This window comes from Azohydromonas australica DSM 1124 (genome assembly GCF_000430725.1).
Taxonomy (GTDB): domain Bacteria; phylum Pseudomonadota; class Gammaproteobacteria; order Burkholderiales; family Burkholderiaceae_C; genus Azohydromonas; species Azohydromonas australica.
Window position 1 is genome coordinate 243,671 of record NZ_AUMO01000023.1, and the last position, 15,674, is coordinate 259,344.

Genomic DNA, 15,674 nt, shown 5'->3' on the forward strand with positions numbered 1-15,674 from the left:
ACACGGGTGTGGTCCCGTACCACGCGCCGGAAGCGCAGTACGGTGCGGCACGGCTAACGGGCGGCCGAGTCCTTCGCGCATTGGTGGATGCCATGGGTGCGAGAGCAGGACGGACGCCGTGGATCTGTCTGTCCAGGCTGTCCGTACCTCCGGAGCTGCGGCATGGAAGGCCCGCCAACCCGTGGGCTCGGCAACGGTGAAGCAGGTGGGCGAGCAACTGCCCGGACATCCAGCGTCGCGAGGTCCGGGGCCCATGCTCTCGACGCTGCTGCTGTATCGCCTCGCGGCGCCAAGCAGCCGCCTGCAATGGAGGTTTCTTGCTTCGACCACAGCCTCGTTGGGGCAGGAAGCAGGCTGCGCTTGATGTGCAAGCCATGCGCCTTGCGTGGCGCTGACTCGCCACAGTGAGCGCCATCAACTGGCCGAACTGGCGGAAACCCTGAAGCTTGTTGCCTGTGCTTGCCGCAACGAGCGTGGTGGGCACTGACGATCGGGACAGCGACAAGCTCGACGGGGCAGCTCGAAGGATTCAGGCCAGGCCCGCTGAGAAGGTCTGTGGCTTTGTGGGTCCGACTGGGCGCCGTGCGCTTGCCACGGGCTGATCCGCAAGCCGCGTCGGGCCACTGGCCAGTGCACCGACCAACCGCGGTTGGCATTGCTGTCATGCGAAGGGAAGGCCGGACCGCGAGGTGCAATGCCACTGCGCAATACCGCTGGCACACATGCCCTTTGCGCATGGGCGCTGGACGCCATCCCAAGATGTGGTCCCGTACCACGGTCGCGGCGGGCTCGCACGCATCCATGGTGCCGGCGAGCAACGCCCGATCCTCGGCAATGCAGCCACGATCAAGCGCTGAAGGGATACGTGAGGAAATTTGGTAGTGGCTCGGCTTGGCTGCCGAAGCTTCGAATTGCCGGTCCGCGGTAGGGAGTAGAACCCGCCATGGAAGGCGGCAGCGGAGCGCGGTCACCATCGAACCGCGATATGAGGGCCCGTGGTCCCGTACCACGGCGGCTGGTCTGCGATAAGGCCTGTCTCATTGACGACTGCTTGCGGGCTCGCTGCGAACTCCCGTCCGGATCGGCTTGGTCGTCGAGCGGTTGATGGCTGCATGGCCTCGACAGGCGGGCGAAGGCCCGCGCCATGGGGCTGTGCATACCGTGGTGTCTGCAGTCCCCTCGCCCGGACCTCGGGCCGTGCCGACCCGTGGAACGGCCGCGCCTCGCTGCCGGCGCGGCACGGGGGCCGTTGCTGCAGGCGCCGCGCGGCGCCGAAATAATGGCGGCCCCCGTCCGGCCCTTGGCGGCCGCCCCACAAACCTTCAGAGGAGTCGCCGCGTGGCATCCCCCATCCGCATCATCTCTTCCATGGCCACCAAGCAACTGCTGGCGGACCTGATTGGCCAATTCCAGCAGCAGACCCAGCAGGCGGTCACCGTCGAGTCCGTCGGCGGCGTCGACGCCGCCAAGCGCGTGCAGGCGGACGAGGCCTTCGACCTCGTGATCCTGGCCTCCAACGCCATCGAGCAGCTGATCCAGGCCGGCAAGGTCGTCGCCGGCACCCGCAGCGACCTCGTCCGCTCCGGCGTCGCCGTGGCCGTGCGCGCCGGCGCCCCGCGGCCCGACCTGGGCTCGGAGGCAGCTGTTAAGCAGGCGGTCCTGGCGGCCGGCAGCCTGAGCTATTCCACGGGCCCCAGCGGCGTGGCACTAGTGAAGCTGTTCGAGCGCTGGGGCATCGCGGCGCAGGTCCAGGACCGCATCGTGCAGGCCCCTCCCGGCGTGCCGGTGGGGTCGCTGGTGGCCGACGGCAAGGTCGAGCTGGGCTTCCAGCAGCTCAGCGAGCTGATCCACCTGAAGGGCATCGACGTCGTGGGGCCGCTGCCCGACGAGATCCAGATCATCACGACGTTCTCCGCGGGCATCGCCGCCACCTGCGCCCAGCCCGAGAGCGTGCGTCCCCTGCTGGACTTCCTGGTGTCACAGGCCGCCGACGCGCCCAAGCGCGCCAATGGCATGGAACCGGCTTGAGCCGGAGCGTGATTGCAAGCCGGCGGTGAGGCAGCGTGCATGAGCCCTGCCGGTCAAATCGCCGCCGGCGATGCCGCCCGGTTCGGTCTCACCAGCAGGGCAGGCCGCCCGGTCTGCATGGGACACGGTGGCGCCAAGAGCAGGGCCACCTTGCGCGAGCACGATGCCGTGGAAGTTCCGTATCAACGGTGAGCTCGTGGCCCGTGGTAGTGACGGCAATGTGGCTCGGCAGCCCTGCTTGCGTCCGCGGGTCACCCTCGACGCACGCGCCATGTGCTACCTGACCAAGGTCTCGCGGTGACACGGCAGTGCATTGGCCTGCCTCAACCGGTTATCGATCTCCCGCCTTCAGCGGCTTGATTGGCTTCACCAGCACCGGCCGCAGCAGCGCCAGCCCAGCTCTAATGCCGGCGCAGCCGTCACCGAGGTGCTCACGCTGTACATGAGCCGCCAAGCGCCCGGAATGGCAAACCCGTTCCCGAACCTGGCTTGTCAGCGCCGAGCGGAGCGTCCGTGTTCCGCCCATGTGGATCCAGCTCGTGCATGCGGCACACCGGACAGGGGAGGGCCGCTGGCGAGTCTGCGAACGAGAGCGCACATTGCTTGTGCAAGTGCCTGTCAGTCTTCAGCTTCTGGCTCGATTGCCTTTTGGATCGAGACTTGAGTTTTGTATTTGCTATCTGAGATTAGAGTCACTTATCTGAACTAAGAAGGTTTCAGGCAAGCCTCATTTCAAGCCGATGTGGCCGGCGGCCTGGCGCAGCGCCGCGGCGGCAGGCGCATCGAAGCGGAAGGCGCGCAGCAGGTCCTCGCAGCCGTAGCCCGGCCATTGCCGGCCAATGGCGGCCGCCGTTGCGCGGGCCTCGTCCAGCCGGCCTGCCAGCGCCAGGCAGTGCGTGGCGATGGCCTGGATGTGCACGTGCGCGTTGGGCCGCGCCGCCGCCTTCATCGACCAGTTCGCCGCCTCGTCGTGGCGGCCCAGGCGCATCAGCGCGACGGCGCGCGTGGCCAGCATGCCGAACAGCAGCGGGTCGAAGGGGCTCAACTCCCGCGAGAGGTCCGAGGCGCGGATCGCGTCCTGCGCGTCGCCCGATTGCGCCTGCACGAAGGCGCGTGTGTAGTGGCCCAGCGCGAAGTTGGGGCTCAGCTCGGTGGACGCTTCCAGCTCCACGAGCGATTCGCCCAGCGCTCCGCGCAGCCACAGCGCCCGGCCGAGCGCCCAGTGCGCGGCGGGATCCTGGTCGTCGGCCATGACGGCCTGCGACGCCGTGCGGTAGGCCATCTCGATCTCGTGCCCGCGCTCGCCCCAGCCCAGGAACGCGTTCTGGAAATGCGTGAACGACAAGCCGGCCCAGGGCCGCGCGAAGCCCGGGTCCAGCCGCGTGGCGGTCTCGAAGAAGTGATGCGCCTGCTCGTTGTGCGCGCGGTCGAAGCGGTACATGTGCCACAGGCCCCGGTGATGCGCCTCCCAGGCGTCGAGCGAGCTGGGCGGCTTGAGGATGGCCCGGTTGCGCTCGGCCACCTCGACCTGGCTGGCGACCGAGGACACGATGCGGTTGCCGATGTCGTCCAGCACGCCCAGCGCCTCGTCGCAGCGGCTGCCGAAGGACTCTGCCCACACGATGCGCGCGGTGCGCGTCTCCACCAGCTGCACGCTCACCGCGACGCGCGGCCCTTCACGCCGCAGCGAGCCGCTGACCATGTAGTCCACGTCCAGCGTGCGCCCGGCCTCCTCGGCGCCAACGTGCCGCTGGTCCAGCGCGAACACGGTGCCCTGCGCGATGACGAACATGCTGCGCAGCTTGGCCAGGCGCGTGATGACGTCATACACCAGGCCGTCGGCCAGGCCGCCGCGCGTGGCGGTGGCGCGCGACTGGTCCATGAACGGCATGACCGCGATGGAGGCGCGCCGCGGCGCGGCGGCCTCCAGCGGCTTCACCGGCTCCAGCACCTCCAGCGCCGCCACCGTGGGCACCGGCTCCGCCACCCGGGCGGGCAGCGTGGCCTGGCGCTCCTTGGCGGCGCGCCAGGCGCGGCCCAGCGCGCTCCAGTCCTGGCCCTCGGCCTCGAACATCCGCGCGGTGGCGGCCAGGTGCTCCTCGCCCTCGCGCAGGCGTCCGCGCCGGGCCAGCGCGTCGAACAGGCTCTCGTGCGCGCGGCGGTCGAAGGGCGCCAGCCGCAGCCACTGCTCCAGGCAGGCGAGGACCTCGTCGCCGGCGGGATCGAGCGCGCGCGCCAGGTGTTCCAGGATCGCTGCGCGCACGGCGTGGAAGCGCCGGCGCTGGCCCAGCAGCCAGGCGCTCCAGGGCGCGCTGCGCCCGATGTCGAGGTCCTGCAGGAATTCGCCCTCGAACAGGGCGGCCAGGGCACGCAGCCGCTCCGGCGCCAGGGTCGCGATGCCGCCTTGCACGGCGGCATCGACTTCCAGCGCATCGACCCGCGCGCCGTCGAGGTCCAGCCGCACCGCCTCGGCATCGGCCAGCACCCGTGGACGGCCGGGTTGGTCCAGCACCGGGCGCGCCTTGCTCAGGCACCAGCGCAGCTCGCTGCGCGGGTCGTTCGGGATGTCCCACAGCAGCTCGCACAGCTGCGTGCGGGCCACGGGGCGGCGGGCCATGGCCAGGTAGGCCACCAGGGCGCGTACCTTGCGGGACGGCGGCAGCGGCACCGCCGCGCCGTCGCGGCGGATCTCCAGTGCGCCGAGCAGCCGCAGGCGCAGCGGCGGGACCGCTGCGGGGTCGAATTCCACGCTCATTTCCACGCCCGTTCCCACGCGACCTTCCACGGCCGGGCCGGACAGTGGCTTCCGGGGGCAGCGGCAAGTCCGCCGCCCACCGCCTCAAGCCACCGGAGTCCCCGCCATGAACGCATTGTCTGCCTCTGTCCAGCCCTCGTCCGCCATCGCCGCACCGGCCGTGGACCTGTCCGCCGTCAAGATGCGCCAGCGCGCCGCCTGGTCCTCCGGCGACTACGCCGTGGTCGGCACCACGCTGCAGATCGTGGGCGAGACCCTGTGCGAAGCGCTGGACCTGCACTCGGGCGAGCGCGTGCTCGACGTCGCCGCCGGCAACGGCAACGCCTCGCTGGCCGCGGCGCGGCGCTGGTGCGAGGTGACGTCCACCGACTACGTGCCGGCGCTGCTGGAGCGCGGCCGCGAGCGCGCCGCGGCCGAGCGGCTGGACATCGAGTTCCGCGAGGCCGACGCCGAGGCGCTGCCCTTCGACGACGGCAGCTTCGACGCGATCGTCTCGACCTTCGGCGCGATGTTCGCCCCCGACGCGCCCCGCGTGGCCGCCGAGATGCTGCGGGTGTGCCGCTCGGGCGGGCGCATCGGCATGGCCAACTGGACGCCGCAAGGCTTCATCGGCCAGCTGTTCAAGACCGTGGGCCGCCACGTGCCGCCGCCGGCCGGGGTCACGTCGCCTGCGCTGTGGGGCACGCGCGAGCGCATCGACGAGCTGTTCCGCACAGACGCGGTCCGGATCGAGGCGGCGTCGCGCCACTTCGTGTTCCGCTACCGCTCGCCCGGGCACATGCTGCAGGTCTTCCGCACCTACTACGGCCCGGTGCTCAAGGCCTTCGCCGCCCTGGACGACGCGGGGCAGACGGCGCTGCTCAACGACCTGCTCGACCTCACGGGCAGCTTCAACCGCGCGCAGGACGGAACGCTGGCGGTGCCCAGCGAGTACCTGGAGATCGTGGTCACGCGGCGCTGAGCGGGCGGGCATGCGGCAAGCTGGGACACTCGGCCCCAGCGAAACCCCGTCCCGCCCGATGACCGAATCCGACGCCGCCCAGCGCCAACGTTTCCTGCTGACGCTCACCGACGTGCTGCGCGGCTGCGGCGACACGCGCGCCATCCTCCAGGAGGTCAGCGCGATGCTCGGCCGCCACTTCCGGGTCAACCGGGTGGGCTACGGCCACGTCGACGAGCAGCTGGACCTCATCGACTACGACGTGTGCTGGACCGACGGCAGCGTGCCGCCGCTCATGGGCCGTTTCCCGGCCAGCGCCTTCGGCCAGCCGGTGATCGACCGGCTGCGCGCGGGCGAGCCGGTGATCATCGCCAACGTGCGCCATCACCCGCTCACCAGCGACGCGGCGACGATCCGGACCTCGCACGAGGTGGACACGCGGGCGATCCTGGTGGTGCCGCTGTTCAAGGCCGGCCGGCTGCGCACCATCGTCTACCTCAACCAGCGCCCCGAGCGGCAGTGGACGCCGCACGAGGTCGAGCTGATGAACGAAGTGGCCGAGCGCACGCGCGAGCTCATCGAGCGCGGCCGCGCCGAGCAGGCGCTGCGCGAGAGCGAGGCGCGCTGGCGCGGCTTGTTCGAGCGCATGGGCGAGGGCTTCTTCATCGGCGAGGCCGTGCGTGACGACGCGGGCCGCATGGTCGATTTCCGCTTCGTGGAGGCGAACCCGGCCTTCGAGCGGCTGACCGGCATCCCGGTGAACCAGGCGCTGGGCCGCACGGTGCGCGAGGCCGTCCCGGGCGTGCAGGACGAGGTGATCGAGACCTACGCCCGGGTCGTGGACACGGGCGAGAGCGCCGAGTTCGAGCTGCACGTGCCCGTGCTCAACGACCGCTGGTACGAGGCGCGGGCGCACGCCATCGGCAACGGCCAGTTCTCGGTGCTGTTCCTGGAGATCACGCAGCGCAAGGCTGCGGAAACGGCGCTGCTGCTGAGCGAGAAGCGCTTTCGCCTGATGGCCGACGCGGTGCCGCAGATCGTCTGGATCACCGATGCCGAGGGGCGCACCGAGTTCTTCAACCGCCACTGGTACACCTACACGGGCATGGCGGGCTACCCGGGCACGGCTGCCGAGGTGGCCGTCAGCGTCCTGCACCCGGACGACCGGCAAGTCACGATGGAGCGCTTCAACCAGGCCCGTGCCACGGGCACCGCGTTCAACGTCGAGCACCGCATCCGCGCGGCTTCGGGCGACTACCGCTGGTTCCTGGTGCGCGCAGAGCCCCATCACGACCCGGCCACCGGGCGCGTGACGCAGTGGTACGGCTCCTCGGTGGACATCCATGACCGCAAGCTGGCCGAGGAGAGCCTGCGCGCGAGCGAGGCGCGCTACCGCACGCTGTTCGAGTCCATCGACGAGGGCTTCTGCATCCTGCAGATGGCCTTCGACGCCGCCGGCCGGGCCCACGACTACCGCTTCCTGGAGATCAACCCGGCCTTCGAGCGCCACACCGGCATGGTGGGCGCGCTCGGCCGCATGGCGCGCGAGCTGGTGCCGGACCTCGAACCGTCCTGGGTGGAAACCTACGCGCGCGTGGCCCGCACCGGCGAGCCGCTGCGCTTCGAGGAGCAGGCGGCGTCGATGGGGCGCTGGTTCGACGTCTTCGCCTTCCGCGTGGGCGAGCCGCGGGAGCACAAGGTGGCGCTGCTGTTCAGCGACGTCACCCAGCGCAAGCGCGTGGAGCAGGCGCTGCGCGAGGCGGACACGCGCAAGGACGAGTTCCTGGCCACGCTGGCGCACGAGCTGCGCAACCCGCTGGCGCCCATCTCCAACGGCCTGGCGATCCTGCGCCACGCCGAGCCGGCCAGTCCCGTGGGGGTGCGGGCGCGCGAGCTCATGGAGCGCCAGCTCATGCACATGGTGCGCCTGGTGGACGACCTGCTGGACGTCTCGCGCGTGAGCCGGGGAAAGGTGGCGCTGAAGAAGGCCACGGTCTCGCTCAACGCGGTGGTGGAGCTGGCGCTGGAAACCAGCCGGCCGCTGATCGAGTCGGCCCGCCATGCGCTGAGTGTGGAACTGCCGCAGGAGCCGGTGCTGCTGCATGCGGACGCCACGCGGCTGGCCCAGGTGCTGAGCAACCTGCTCAACAACGCCGCCAAGTACACGGCCGAGGGCGGGCGCATCGCGCTGCGCGCCGAGCGCCGACCGGGCGAGCGGCTGAGCCTGTCGGTCAGCGACAACGGCGTGGGCATCCCGGCGGACATGCTGGAGCAGGTGTTCGACCTGTTCACGCAGATCGGCAGCACGCTGGAGCGCTCACAGGGCGGCCTGGGCATCGGACTGTCGCTGGCACGGCGGCTGGTGGAGATGCATGGCGGGCACATCAGCGCCGAGAGTGCCGGACCCGGCCGGGGCAGCACCTTCGTGGTCGATCTGCCAATCGGCAGGCCGCCTGCTGCCGAGCCGGCCGGTGAGGGCGGGTCGCGGGGCGGCGGCACGGACGGCACGGCCTGCCGCCGCGTGCTGGTGGTGGACGACAACGTGGATGCCGCGGAGACGCTGGGGCTGCTGCTGCGCATGGACGGCCACGAGGTGCACGTGGTGCACGACGGGCTGCAGGCCATCGCGGCGGCGCAGGCGCACTTGCCGGAGCTGGTGTTCCTGGACATCGGCATGCCGGGCCTCAACGGCTATGAGGTGGCGGCGCGCCTGCGCGCCATTCCCGCGCTGGCCAAGACGGTGCTGGTGGCCGTGACCGGCTGGGGTGCTGAGCGCGACCAGGCCCGTACCCGGGCCGCGGGCATTGACGGGCACCTGACCAAGCCCGTGCGGGAGGAGGACCTGGCCCGCGCGCTGGAACTCCGGCGCTAGGCGAGGGCCCTGCGTCCCGGCTGCGGGGGGAGGGGGACGGCGCAACGCCCCGCTCCCTGCAGGGCGGCATGCGGTGGTCCGCGGCGCGCCGCCACTGCGACCGGCACCATGGCGCCATGCTTCCCCTTTCCGTTCTCGATCTCTGTCCCATCGTGGAGGGTGGCGATGCCGCCCAGTCCTTCCGCCACACCGTGGACCTGGCGCGGCACTGCGAGCGCTGGGGCTTCAACCGCTACTGGCTGGCCGAGCACCACGGCATGCCCGGCATCGCCAGCGCCGCCACGGCGGTGCTCATCGGCCACGTGGCGGGTGCCACCAGCCGCATCCGCGTCGGCGCCGGCGGCGTGATGCTGCCCAACCATTCGCCGCTGGTGATCGCCGAGCAGTTCGGCACCCTGGAGACGCTGTATCCGGGCCGCATCGAGCTGGGCCTGGGCCGGGCCCCGGGCTCGGACCCGGCCACCGCTCGCGCGCTGCGCCAGGAGCGCGGGCCGGAAGCCGCGGACCGCTTCCCGCAGGACGTGGCCGAGCTGCTGGCCTATTTCGGCCCGCCGCGCCCGGGACAGAAGGTGCGCGCCATTCCGGGCGAGGGGCTGCGCGTGCCGGTGTGGGTGCTGGGCTCCAGCCTGTTCGGCGCGCAGCTCGCCGCGCACCTGGGCCTGCCTTATGCCTTCGCCTCGCACTTCGCGCCCGCGATGCTGGACGCCGCCGTGGACCTGTACCGGCGTGAGTTCCGCCCCTCCGTGCACCTGCAGCGGCCGCACCTGATGCTGGGCTTCAACGTCTTCGCCGCCGACAGCGACGCGCAAGGGCAGCTTCTGGCGAGTTCGGCGCAGCAGGCGTTCGCCAGCCTGTACGCCGGGCGCCCGGGCAAGCTGCCGCCGCCGGTGGAGGGTTTCATGGACCGCCTGCCCATGGCCGAGCGCGTGTTCGTGGAACGCTCGCTGGTCTGCTCGGCCATCGGCTCGCCGCAGACGGTGCGCCGTGCGCTGGAGGCATTCATCGAGCGCACGGGTGCGGACGAGCTGATGATCACCTCGCAGATCCACGACCACGCGGCGCGCCTGCGTTCCTACGAGATCGTGGCCGGGCTGGGGCAGGGTGCCGCACCCGGGGTGAACGCCTGACGGCGCCGTTTACGCTCCCGGGCATGGACACCCTGAAGAAAGTCATCTTCGACACCGATCCCGGCGTGGACGACGCCATGGCGCTGATGCTGCTGGCGCGTTGCGCCGAGGTGGAGCTGCTGGGCGTGTGCACCGTCTTCGGCAACGGCCACATCGACACCACCACCCGCAACGCGCTGTTCCTGGCCGAGCGCCTGGGGCTGGCGGCCGGAGTGCACCGGGGCGCGGGTGCGGCGCTGGACGGCACGGTGCACGCGCCGCCTGTGCAGGTGCACGGGCACAACGCACTGGGCGACATCGAGCTGCCGGCGCAGATCGGGCGCGACGTCTCCGGGCAAAGCGCGCACGAGTTCATCGTGGACACGCTGCGGCGCCATCCGGGCGAGGTGAGCCTGCTGGCCGTGGGCCCGCTGACCAACCTGGCGCTGGCGCTGCGCAGTGCGCCGGACATCGCGTCGCTGGCCCGCGAGGTGGTGGTGATGGGCGGTGCCTTCGGCCACCACGGCCACGGCGGCAACGTGTCGCCGTTCGCCGAAGCCAACATCTACTGCGATCCGGTGGCGGCGGACGAGGTGTTTGCCGCCCGCTGGCCCGTGACCGTCGTCGGCCTCGACGTCACGCACCAGACGGTGATGGGCACGCCGTACCTGCGCACGCTGGCGCAGGAGTCCGGCGAGCTGGGCGCCTTGATCTGGGAGATCTCGCGCGTGTACCAGGCCTTCTACCGCGGCACCGGCGTGGCCGACGGCTTCTACGTGCACGACGCCTCGGCCGTGGCCTGCCTGCTGGCGCCGGCGCTGTTCGACACCGTGCACGCGCCGGTGGCGGTCGACACGCAAGGCGAGACGGTGGGCCGCACGCGACTGGAGCCGGCGACGGGCGCGGCATCCGCCCGTCCCGCGCAGGCGGTGTGCGTGGACGTCGATTCGGCCGGCGTGCTGGAGCTTTACCGCGAGCGGCTGCGGGCGCCGGCGTCAGGCCGCGGCGGCTGAGGCCGCGTGGGTCGGGCCGGTTCGGCGCCGGCGCCAGTCAGCGCGAGAGCAGGGCCTGCGTGCTGCGCGCCTGCACGAAGGTGCCGAGGTCCTCGTCGAAGTCCCACTGCTCGACGCTGCAGTGGCTCGCGCCAGCGCCAGCGTCGTGGCGCAGCAGGTTGACCGAGTTCGGCAGCCCGCCGCGCACGCGGTGCGAAATGGACGTGCCGGCCTGCACCACCCACACCGCCCGCGCGCCGGCGTCCACGCGGTCGCAGCGGGGGCGGTGCGTGTGCCCGCCCAGCAGCAGGTCCATGCCGGCCTCGGCCCAGATCGCCAGCGTGTCGGCGGGCCCGCGCAGTCGGTGGGCGCGGTCGCCAGCGTCGGCTGCGTGCAGCGGCTGGTGCGTGGCCACCACGCGCAGTTGCCGCGGCGAAGCCCGGCGCAGGCGCTGCGCCACGCGCTCCACCTGCGCGGGAGAGAGCTCGCCGCGCTCGTGGCGCCAGCGGCGCGTGGTCTTGACCAGCAGCAGCAGCAGGTCCTCGCGTTCCAGCTCGGGCTCCAGCTCGGGGCCGAAGGCCTGGCGGTAGCCGGCGTAGGGGCGCAGCAGCCGATCCACCACGTTGTAGAGCGGGATGTCGTGGTTGCCGGGCATGGCCACGGTCTGCGCGCCGGGCAGGGAGTCGGCAAAGGCCCGTGCCGCAGCGAACTGGTCGCGGCGTGCGCGCTGGGTCAGGTCGCCGGTCCACACCACCACGTCGGGCCGCTCCTGCAGCGCCAGCTCTCGCAGTGCATCGCGCACCGCCGGGATCTCGGCGCCGAAATGCGCGTCCGACACCTGCAGCAGCACGCTCACTCGTCGCTCCGCTCCGGTGGCAACAGCAATTGCAGCGGGGTGGGCGAGACGCTGAAGGTCAGCGGCGTGCGCAGCCGCAGCACCTCGCCGTCGATGGCCACCTTCACGTGGCGCGCGCGATGTCCGGCGCCGGGCGACACCGTCAGGCGGCGGAACGCGAAGTTCGACACATTGGCCGCCTCGCCCAGCCGGCCCAGCGCGCCGCGCAGCGCGAGGCCCAGCATGCCCAGGCGTCCCACCGGCCGCACCATCACCGCCGCCAGCGCGCCCTGTCCGGCGACGGCGGCCTCGGGCAGGCCTACCTGCTCCGCCTGCAGGCGGTTGTTGCCCACGAACAGCGTGGGCGTTCGCACCGTCAGGTTGCGCTCGCCAAGCTCCAGCTCCAGCGTCCACACGCGGTGGTGGCGCAGGATGGTGCCCAGCGCGGCCAGCATGGCATTGAAGCGGTAGCGTCCGAACTGCTGCTTGAAGGCCTCGCGGTCCTGCAGGAGCTGCGGGTACAGCCCCATGCTGGCATTGACCAGGAACACGCGGTCGTTGAGCAGGCCCACCTGCACCGGCTGCGGCCGGGCGGTGAGCAGCAGCCGCGCGGCTTCCTCGGTAGTGGTGGGCAGGCCGTGCGAGCGCGCGAAGTAGTTGAAGGTGCCCTGGGCCACCACGCCCATGGGTCGGCCCGTGGGCAGCACGGCCTGGGCCACGGTGTTGAGCGTGCCGTCGCCCCCGGCGGCCACCACGCCGCCGTCGTGCGCCACGGCCCAGGCCACTGCGCGTGCGGCCACGTCCTGCGGCGATTGACTGCCGTCGATGCACAGGATCTCGTGGCGCCGGCCGGCCTCGCTCATCACGCGGCGCAGCGTGTCGAGGCGGGACTCGGTCTCTTCGTGGCCCGAGCCCCGATTGACGACGAAGGCCAGCGGCAGGGTGGGGCTGCTGCCATCGAGCGGCGCGACGGCCGGCCGGTCGGTATCCGCGGCGGTTTGCATGATGGCCGCCTGGGGCAACGGGCATACCTGAAAACCACCGCAATCCCGGCATGCCAATCCGGCCCGGTTAACCCGTGATGCCCGGCACCACCGGGAATAACAGGTAACGTGAGTAGGAATTCACGTCCGGAAATGATCCAGAAATATTTCCGACAGGCTGATTCCCGGCTCACTTACTGCGCGATGCTTTCGATACAGCCCGGCACAAACGCACGTTAAGGCATGGGGTTTCTACTGCATGTATTTATGCGCAAAGTGCATCCGAGCTGCGGTCTCGAAGTTGAGATCGTGTTTGTGCCATTTCCAACAGGTCAGTCATCCATGGAATCCGCTGAAGTATTGGTCTGGGCCGTGCGCCATGGAGCGCCCCGAGCTGGGCTTTGTGTATTGATTGCGGCCGCGCTGGCAGGATGCGGTGGCGGCGGGACGGAAATGTCCGCATCCACGGCGCTGGAAGAAAGCGCCGCGATGGATGATGCCTTGCCGGAGGACGATGTCGAGGCGCCGGTGGATTTCGGCAGCGGTCCCGTGGCGGCGGCCGGCCCCCTGACCGAAACCATGAAGGCTTTGGCCGCCAGCGGCCAGCTTTCGGCCTCGTACAAGCCCGAGAACACCACGGCCACGGCCTACAGGGCGGGCGCCTTCGGACCGAGCTTCGCCTGGCCCCTCATCCCGCTGCACATGGTGCTGCTGCCCGACGGCCGGGTGCTGTCCTACGGCAGCGACGACAAGGGCGCACAGGGTGCCAAGTTCCACTACTCCGTCTGGGATCCGGACTGGAACCCGTCGCTGCCCGGCGCGGACACCTCGGCCTTCCAGCTGCTGTCCAACACCACCGGGACAGACCTGTTCTGCAACACCCAGCTCGTGCTGCCCAGCACCGGCCAGGTGTTCATGGCCGGCGGCGACCGCATGATCAATGGCGTGCGCAATTACGCGGTGGCCGACACGAATTTCTTCAATCCTGCTGACAACTCCCTGCGCAAGGAACCCGGGTCCATGCAATACCGGCGCTGGTATGGCACGGCCATCACCACGCAGAAGGGCGAGGTCGTGGTCATGGGCGGCCGGGATGACCGGTATTACGCAGGTTCTTCCACCAAGCCGGCGACGCAGGCCAGTTATTCGCCCGTTCCCGAGATCTACGTGCCGGGCTCGGGCTGGCGCACCTTGACGGGTGCACGCAGCGATGCAGCATTTGGAGAAGTCAAGGGGAACTGGTGGTATCCGAAATCCTGGCTGACGGCCAACGGGAAGATTCTGACCATCACCAACGACGGCTATTTCTATTCCCTGGACCCGACCGGCTCCGGCTCGATCACCAAGCTGAACGGAAAACTGCAGGGCACGAATTACAACACCACGTCGGTGATGTACGCGCCGGGCAAGATCCTGTCCGTCCGCAACACGACCCAGGTGGCGCTGATTGACGTCAACGGCGCACAGCCCGTCGTCAAGATCGGCGCACCGTTGAGCACCGCGCGCAAATGGGGCTTTTCCACGCTCCTGCCGGACGGCAAGGTCTGGGTCAACGGGGGCTCGCGCAACGCCAACACGCTGGCCGATGCGGTCTACACCAGCGAGATCTGGGACCCGGCGACCGGTCTGTGGACGATGACCGCCAACGCCGAGAAGCCGCGCCTGTACCACGGCAACACCATGCTGCTGCCCAGCGGCGCCGTCGTGGTCGGCGGTGGCGGCGCGCCGGGGCCGGTGCGGGGCCTGAACGCCGAGGTGTACTTCCCGCCGTACTTCTTCAATCCGGACGGCACCTACGCCACGCAGCCGGTGATCAACCAGGTGACGCCCAAGAACTTCTCCTGGTCCGACACCTTCACGGTCCAGATGAGCACCTCGGCGGACGTGGACAGCGTGGTGATGATCCGCACCGGTTCATCCACGCACTCGTTCAGCAACGAGCAGCGGCGCATGGAACTGCCCTTCACGCAGTCCGGGCAGACGCTGACCGTGAAGGCGCCGGCCAAGGCCACTGAAATGCCCCCCGGCTATTACATGGTCTTCGCGATGCGGAAGAACACGAAGGCGGGCGACGGCCGTCTGGTGCCTTCGCAGGCCAAGATCGTCAAGATCTCCTGAGCCGGTAGGCGGCCCGCCAGGGATCCAGCCCGCCCAGCGGGCGCTGTGATCCCGGCGGGCCTGTTCCTTTCTCAACGTCCGGTTCGTGCGCGGTGCACTCCGCCAGCGACCGGGCGTGACGGGCCTGCTGCCGCCGCTGGTCAGGGTGCGAAAGACTCTTCTTCCTCACCAGCTCCGGACATGCGGGCCACCATGTCGCGGATCAGAAAGCCCGCGATGCTGAAGCGGGGCGGGATGTCGGGCAAGGCATCCCAGGGGTACCAGGCGGCGTGCTCGATCTCTTCGGGCTGCGGCACGATCTCGCCACCCGCCCACTCGGCCGTGAACGCGACCATCAGGCTGTGCGGGAACGGCCAGCTCTGGCTGCCGAAGTAGCGCAGGTTCCTCACCTGCACGCCCACCTCCTCGGCCACCTCGCGGGCCACGCACTCCTCCAGCGTCTCGCCCGGTTCCACGAACCCGGCCAGCGCGCTGTACATGCCCGGGATGAAATGCGGTGCGCGCGCCAGCAGCAGCTCTCCCGGCCGCCACACCAGTGCCATCATGGCCGGGCTGATGCGCGGATACGCCGTGTGGCCGCAAGCCGGGCAACGGCGCGAGCGCTCGCTGGATTGCAGCTCCGTGGGCGTGCCGCAGACTCCGCAGTAGCGATGCGTGCGGTCCCACTCCAGTACTTGGACAGCCCGGCCGGCCAGCGCGGCCAGCTCCGGAAGCAACTGCATCATCGCCGCCCGCAGCGGCATGGTTCTGCAGCCGGGGGGTACCTCCTGCACCTCCAGCGCCCAACAGTGCTGTCCGTCGAGGAGCCCCAGGTAGTGGCCTGCCGTGGCGATGTGCGCCGGAGTGGGCATTGGCTTCAGCGTCAGTTGCGGACCGGGGTCCTCCGGCACGGCCAGTTCCTTACCGACAAACACGAAGTGCCAGGCTGCCGCCGAGGCGTCGCTGGGTCGTTGATGAGCAGGGACAAAGTGCATGTCTGGTGTGTGAGCCACAAGTGCTGGCAGCGTACCGCTTCGCCTGTACCAAAGACCGGTGCCCGTCGTGG

Annotated in this window: 10 protein-coding genes; 6 read left to right on the plus strand and 4 right to left on the minus strand. The window is 70.4% G+C overall.

The features are described from left to right. The first annotated feature begins 1,338 nt into the window (after positions 1-1,338). Positions 1,339-2,028: a substrate-binding domain-containing protein gene (locus tag H537_RS0102770; protein WP_028996671.1), complete on the plus strand. Its 690-nt coding sequence runs from the start codon at positions 1,339-1,341 to the stop codon at positions 2,026-2,028. Positions 2,029-2,755: 727 nt separating this feature from the next. Here H537_RS0102770 and H537_RS0102775 read toward each other — a convergent pair. Continuing rightward, a complete protein-coding gene (locus tag H537_RS0102775) occupies positions 2,756-4,783 on the minus strand; it encodes a BTAD domain-containing putative transcriptional regulator (protein WP_043458039.1) in 2,028 nt (675 codons plus the stop codon). A gap of 106 nt (positions 4,784-4,889) precedes the next feature. Between H537_RS0102775 and H537_RS0102780 the strand changes: the two genes are divergently transcribed. The 4 genes from H537_RS0102780 (at position 4,890) to H537_RS40820 (ending at position 10,714) form a co-directional block, all read left to right on the plus strand. After that, positions 4,890-5,744 (plus strand): class I SAM-dependent methyltransferase, encoded by an 855-nt coding sequence (locus H537_RS0102780; RefSeq protein ID WP_051241636.1) that lies wholly within the window; start codon positions 4,890-4,892, stop codon positions 5,742-5,744. A 58-nt stretch (positions 5,745-5,802) separates the two neighbouring features. Then, complete coding sequence (locus tag H537_RS48815; protein WP_051241637.1) at positions 5,803-8,595, plus strand: PAS domain S-box protein; 2,793 nt, start codon at positions 5,803-5,805, stop codon at positions 8,593-8,595. Between the two features lie 116 nt (positions 8,596-8,711). Beyond that, a complete protein-coding gene (locus H537_RS0102790) occupies positions 8,712-9,722 on the plus strand; it encodes an LLM class flavin-dependent oxidoreductase (protein WP_028996674.1) in 1,011 nt (336 codons plus the stop codon). 23 nt (positions 9,723-9,745) lie between these two features. Beyond that, the gene (locus H537_RS40820) at positions 9,746-10,714 is read left to right on the plus strand and encodes a nucleoside hydrolase (protein WP_043458040.1); all 969 of its coding nucleotides are present in this window, start codon (positions 9,746-9,748) and stop codon (positions 10,712-10,714) included. A gap of 37 nt (positions 10,715-10,751) precedes the next feature. Here H537_RS40820 and H537_RS0102800 read toward each other — a convergent pair whose 3' ends face one another. Beyond that, a complete protein-coding gene (locus tag H537_RS0102800) occupies positions 10,752-11,549 on the minus strand; it encodes a metallophosphoesterase family protein (protein ID WP_028996675.1) in 798 nt (265 codons plus the stop codon). Further along, positions 11,546-12,532 (minus strand): diacylglycerol/lipid kinase family protein, encoded by a 987-nt coding sequence (locus tag H537_RS0102805; protein ID WP_064735899.1) that lies wholly within the window; start codon positions 12,530-12,532, stop codon positions 11,546-11,548. The genes H537_RS0102800 and H537_RS0102805 overlap by 4 nt, the downstream gene beginning before the upstream one ends. A 222-nt stretch (positions 12,533-12,754) precedes the next feature. Between H537_RS0102805 and H537_RS0102810 the strand changes: the two genes are divergently transcribed. Then, positions 12,755-14,629, plus strand: coding sequence for a galactose oxidase early set domain-containing protein (locus tag H537_RS0102810; protein ID WP_084150336.1), 1,875 nt, complete (start codon positions 12,755-12,757; stop codon positions 14,627-14,629). 140 nt (positions 14,630-14,769) lie between these two features. Here H537_RS0102810 and nudC read toward each other — a convergent pair whose 3' ends face one another. Beyond that, a complete protein-coding gene (nudC, locus tag H537_RS40825) occupies positions 14,770-15,603 on the minus strand; it encodes an NAD(+) diphosphatase (RefSeq protein WP_043458041.1) in 834 nt (277 codons plus the stop codon). Positions 15,604-15,674: the final 71 nt, after the last annotated feature.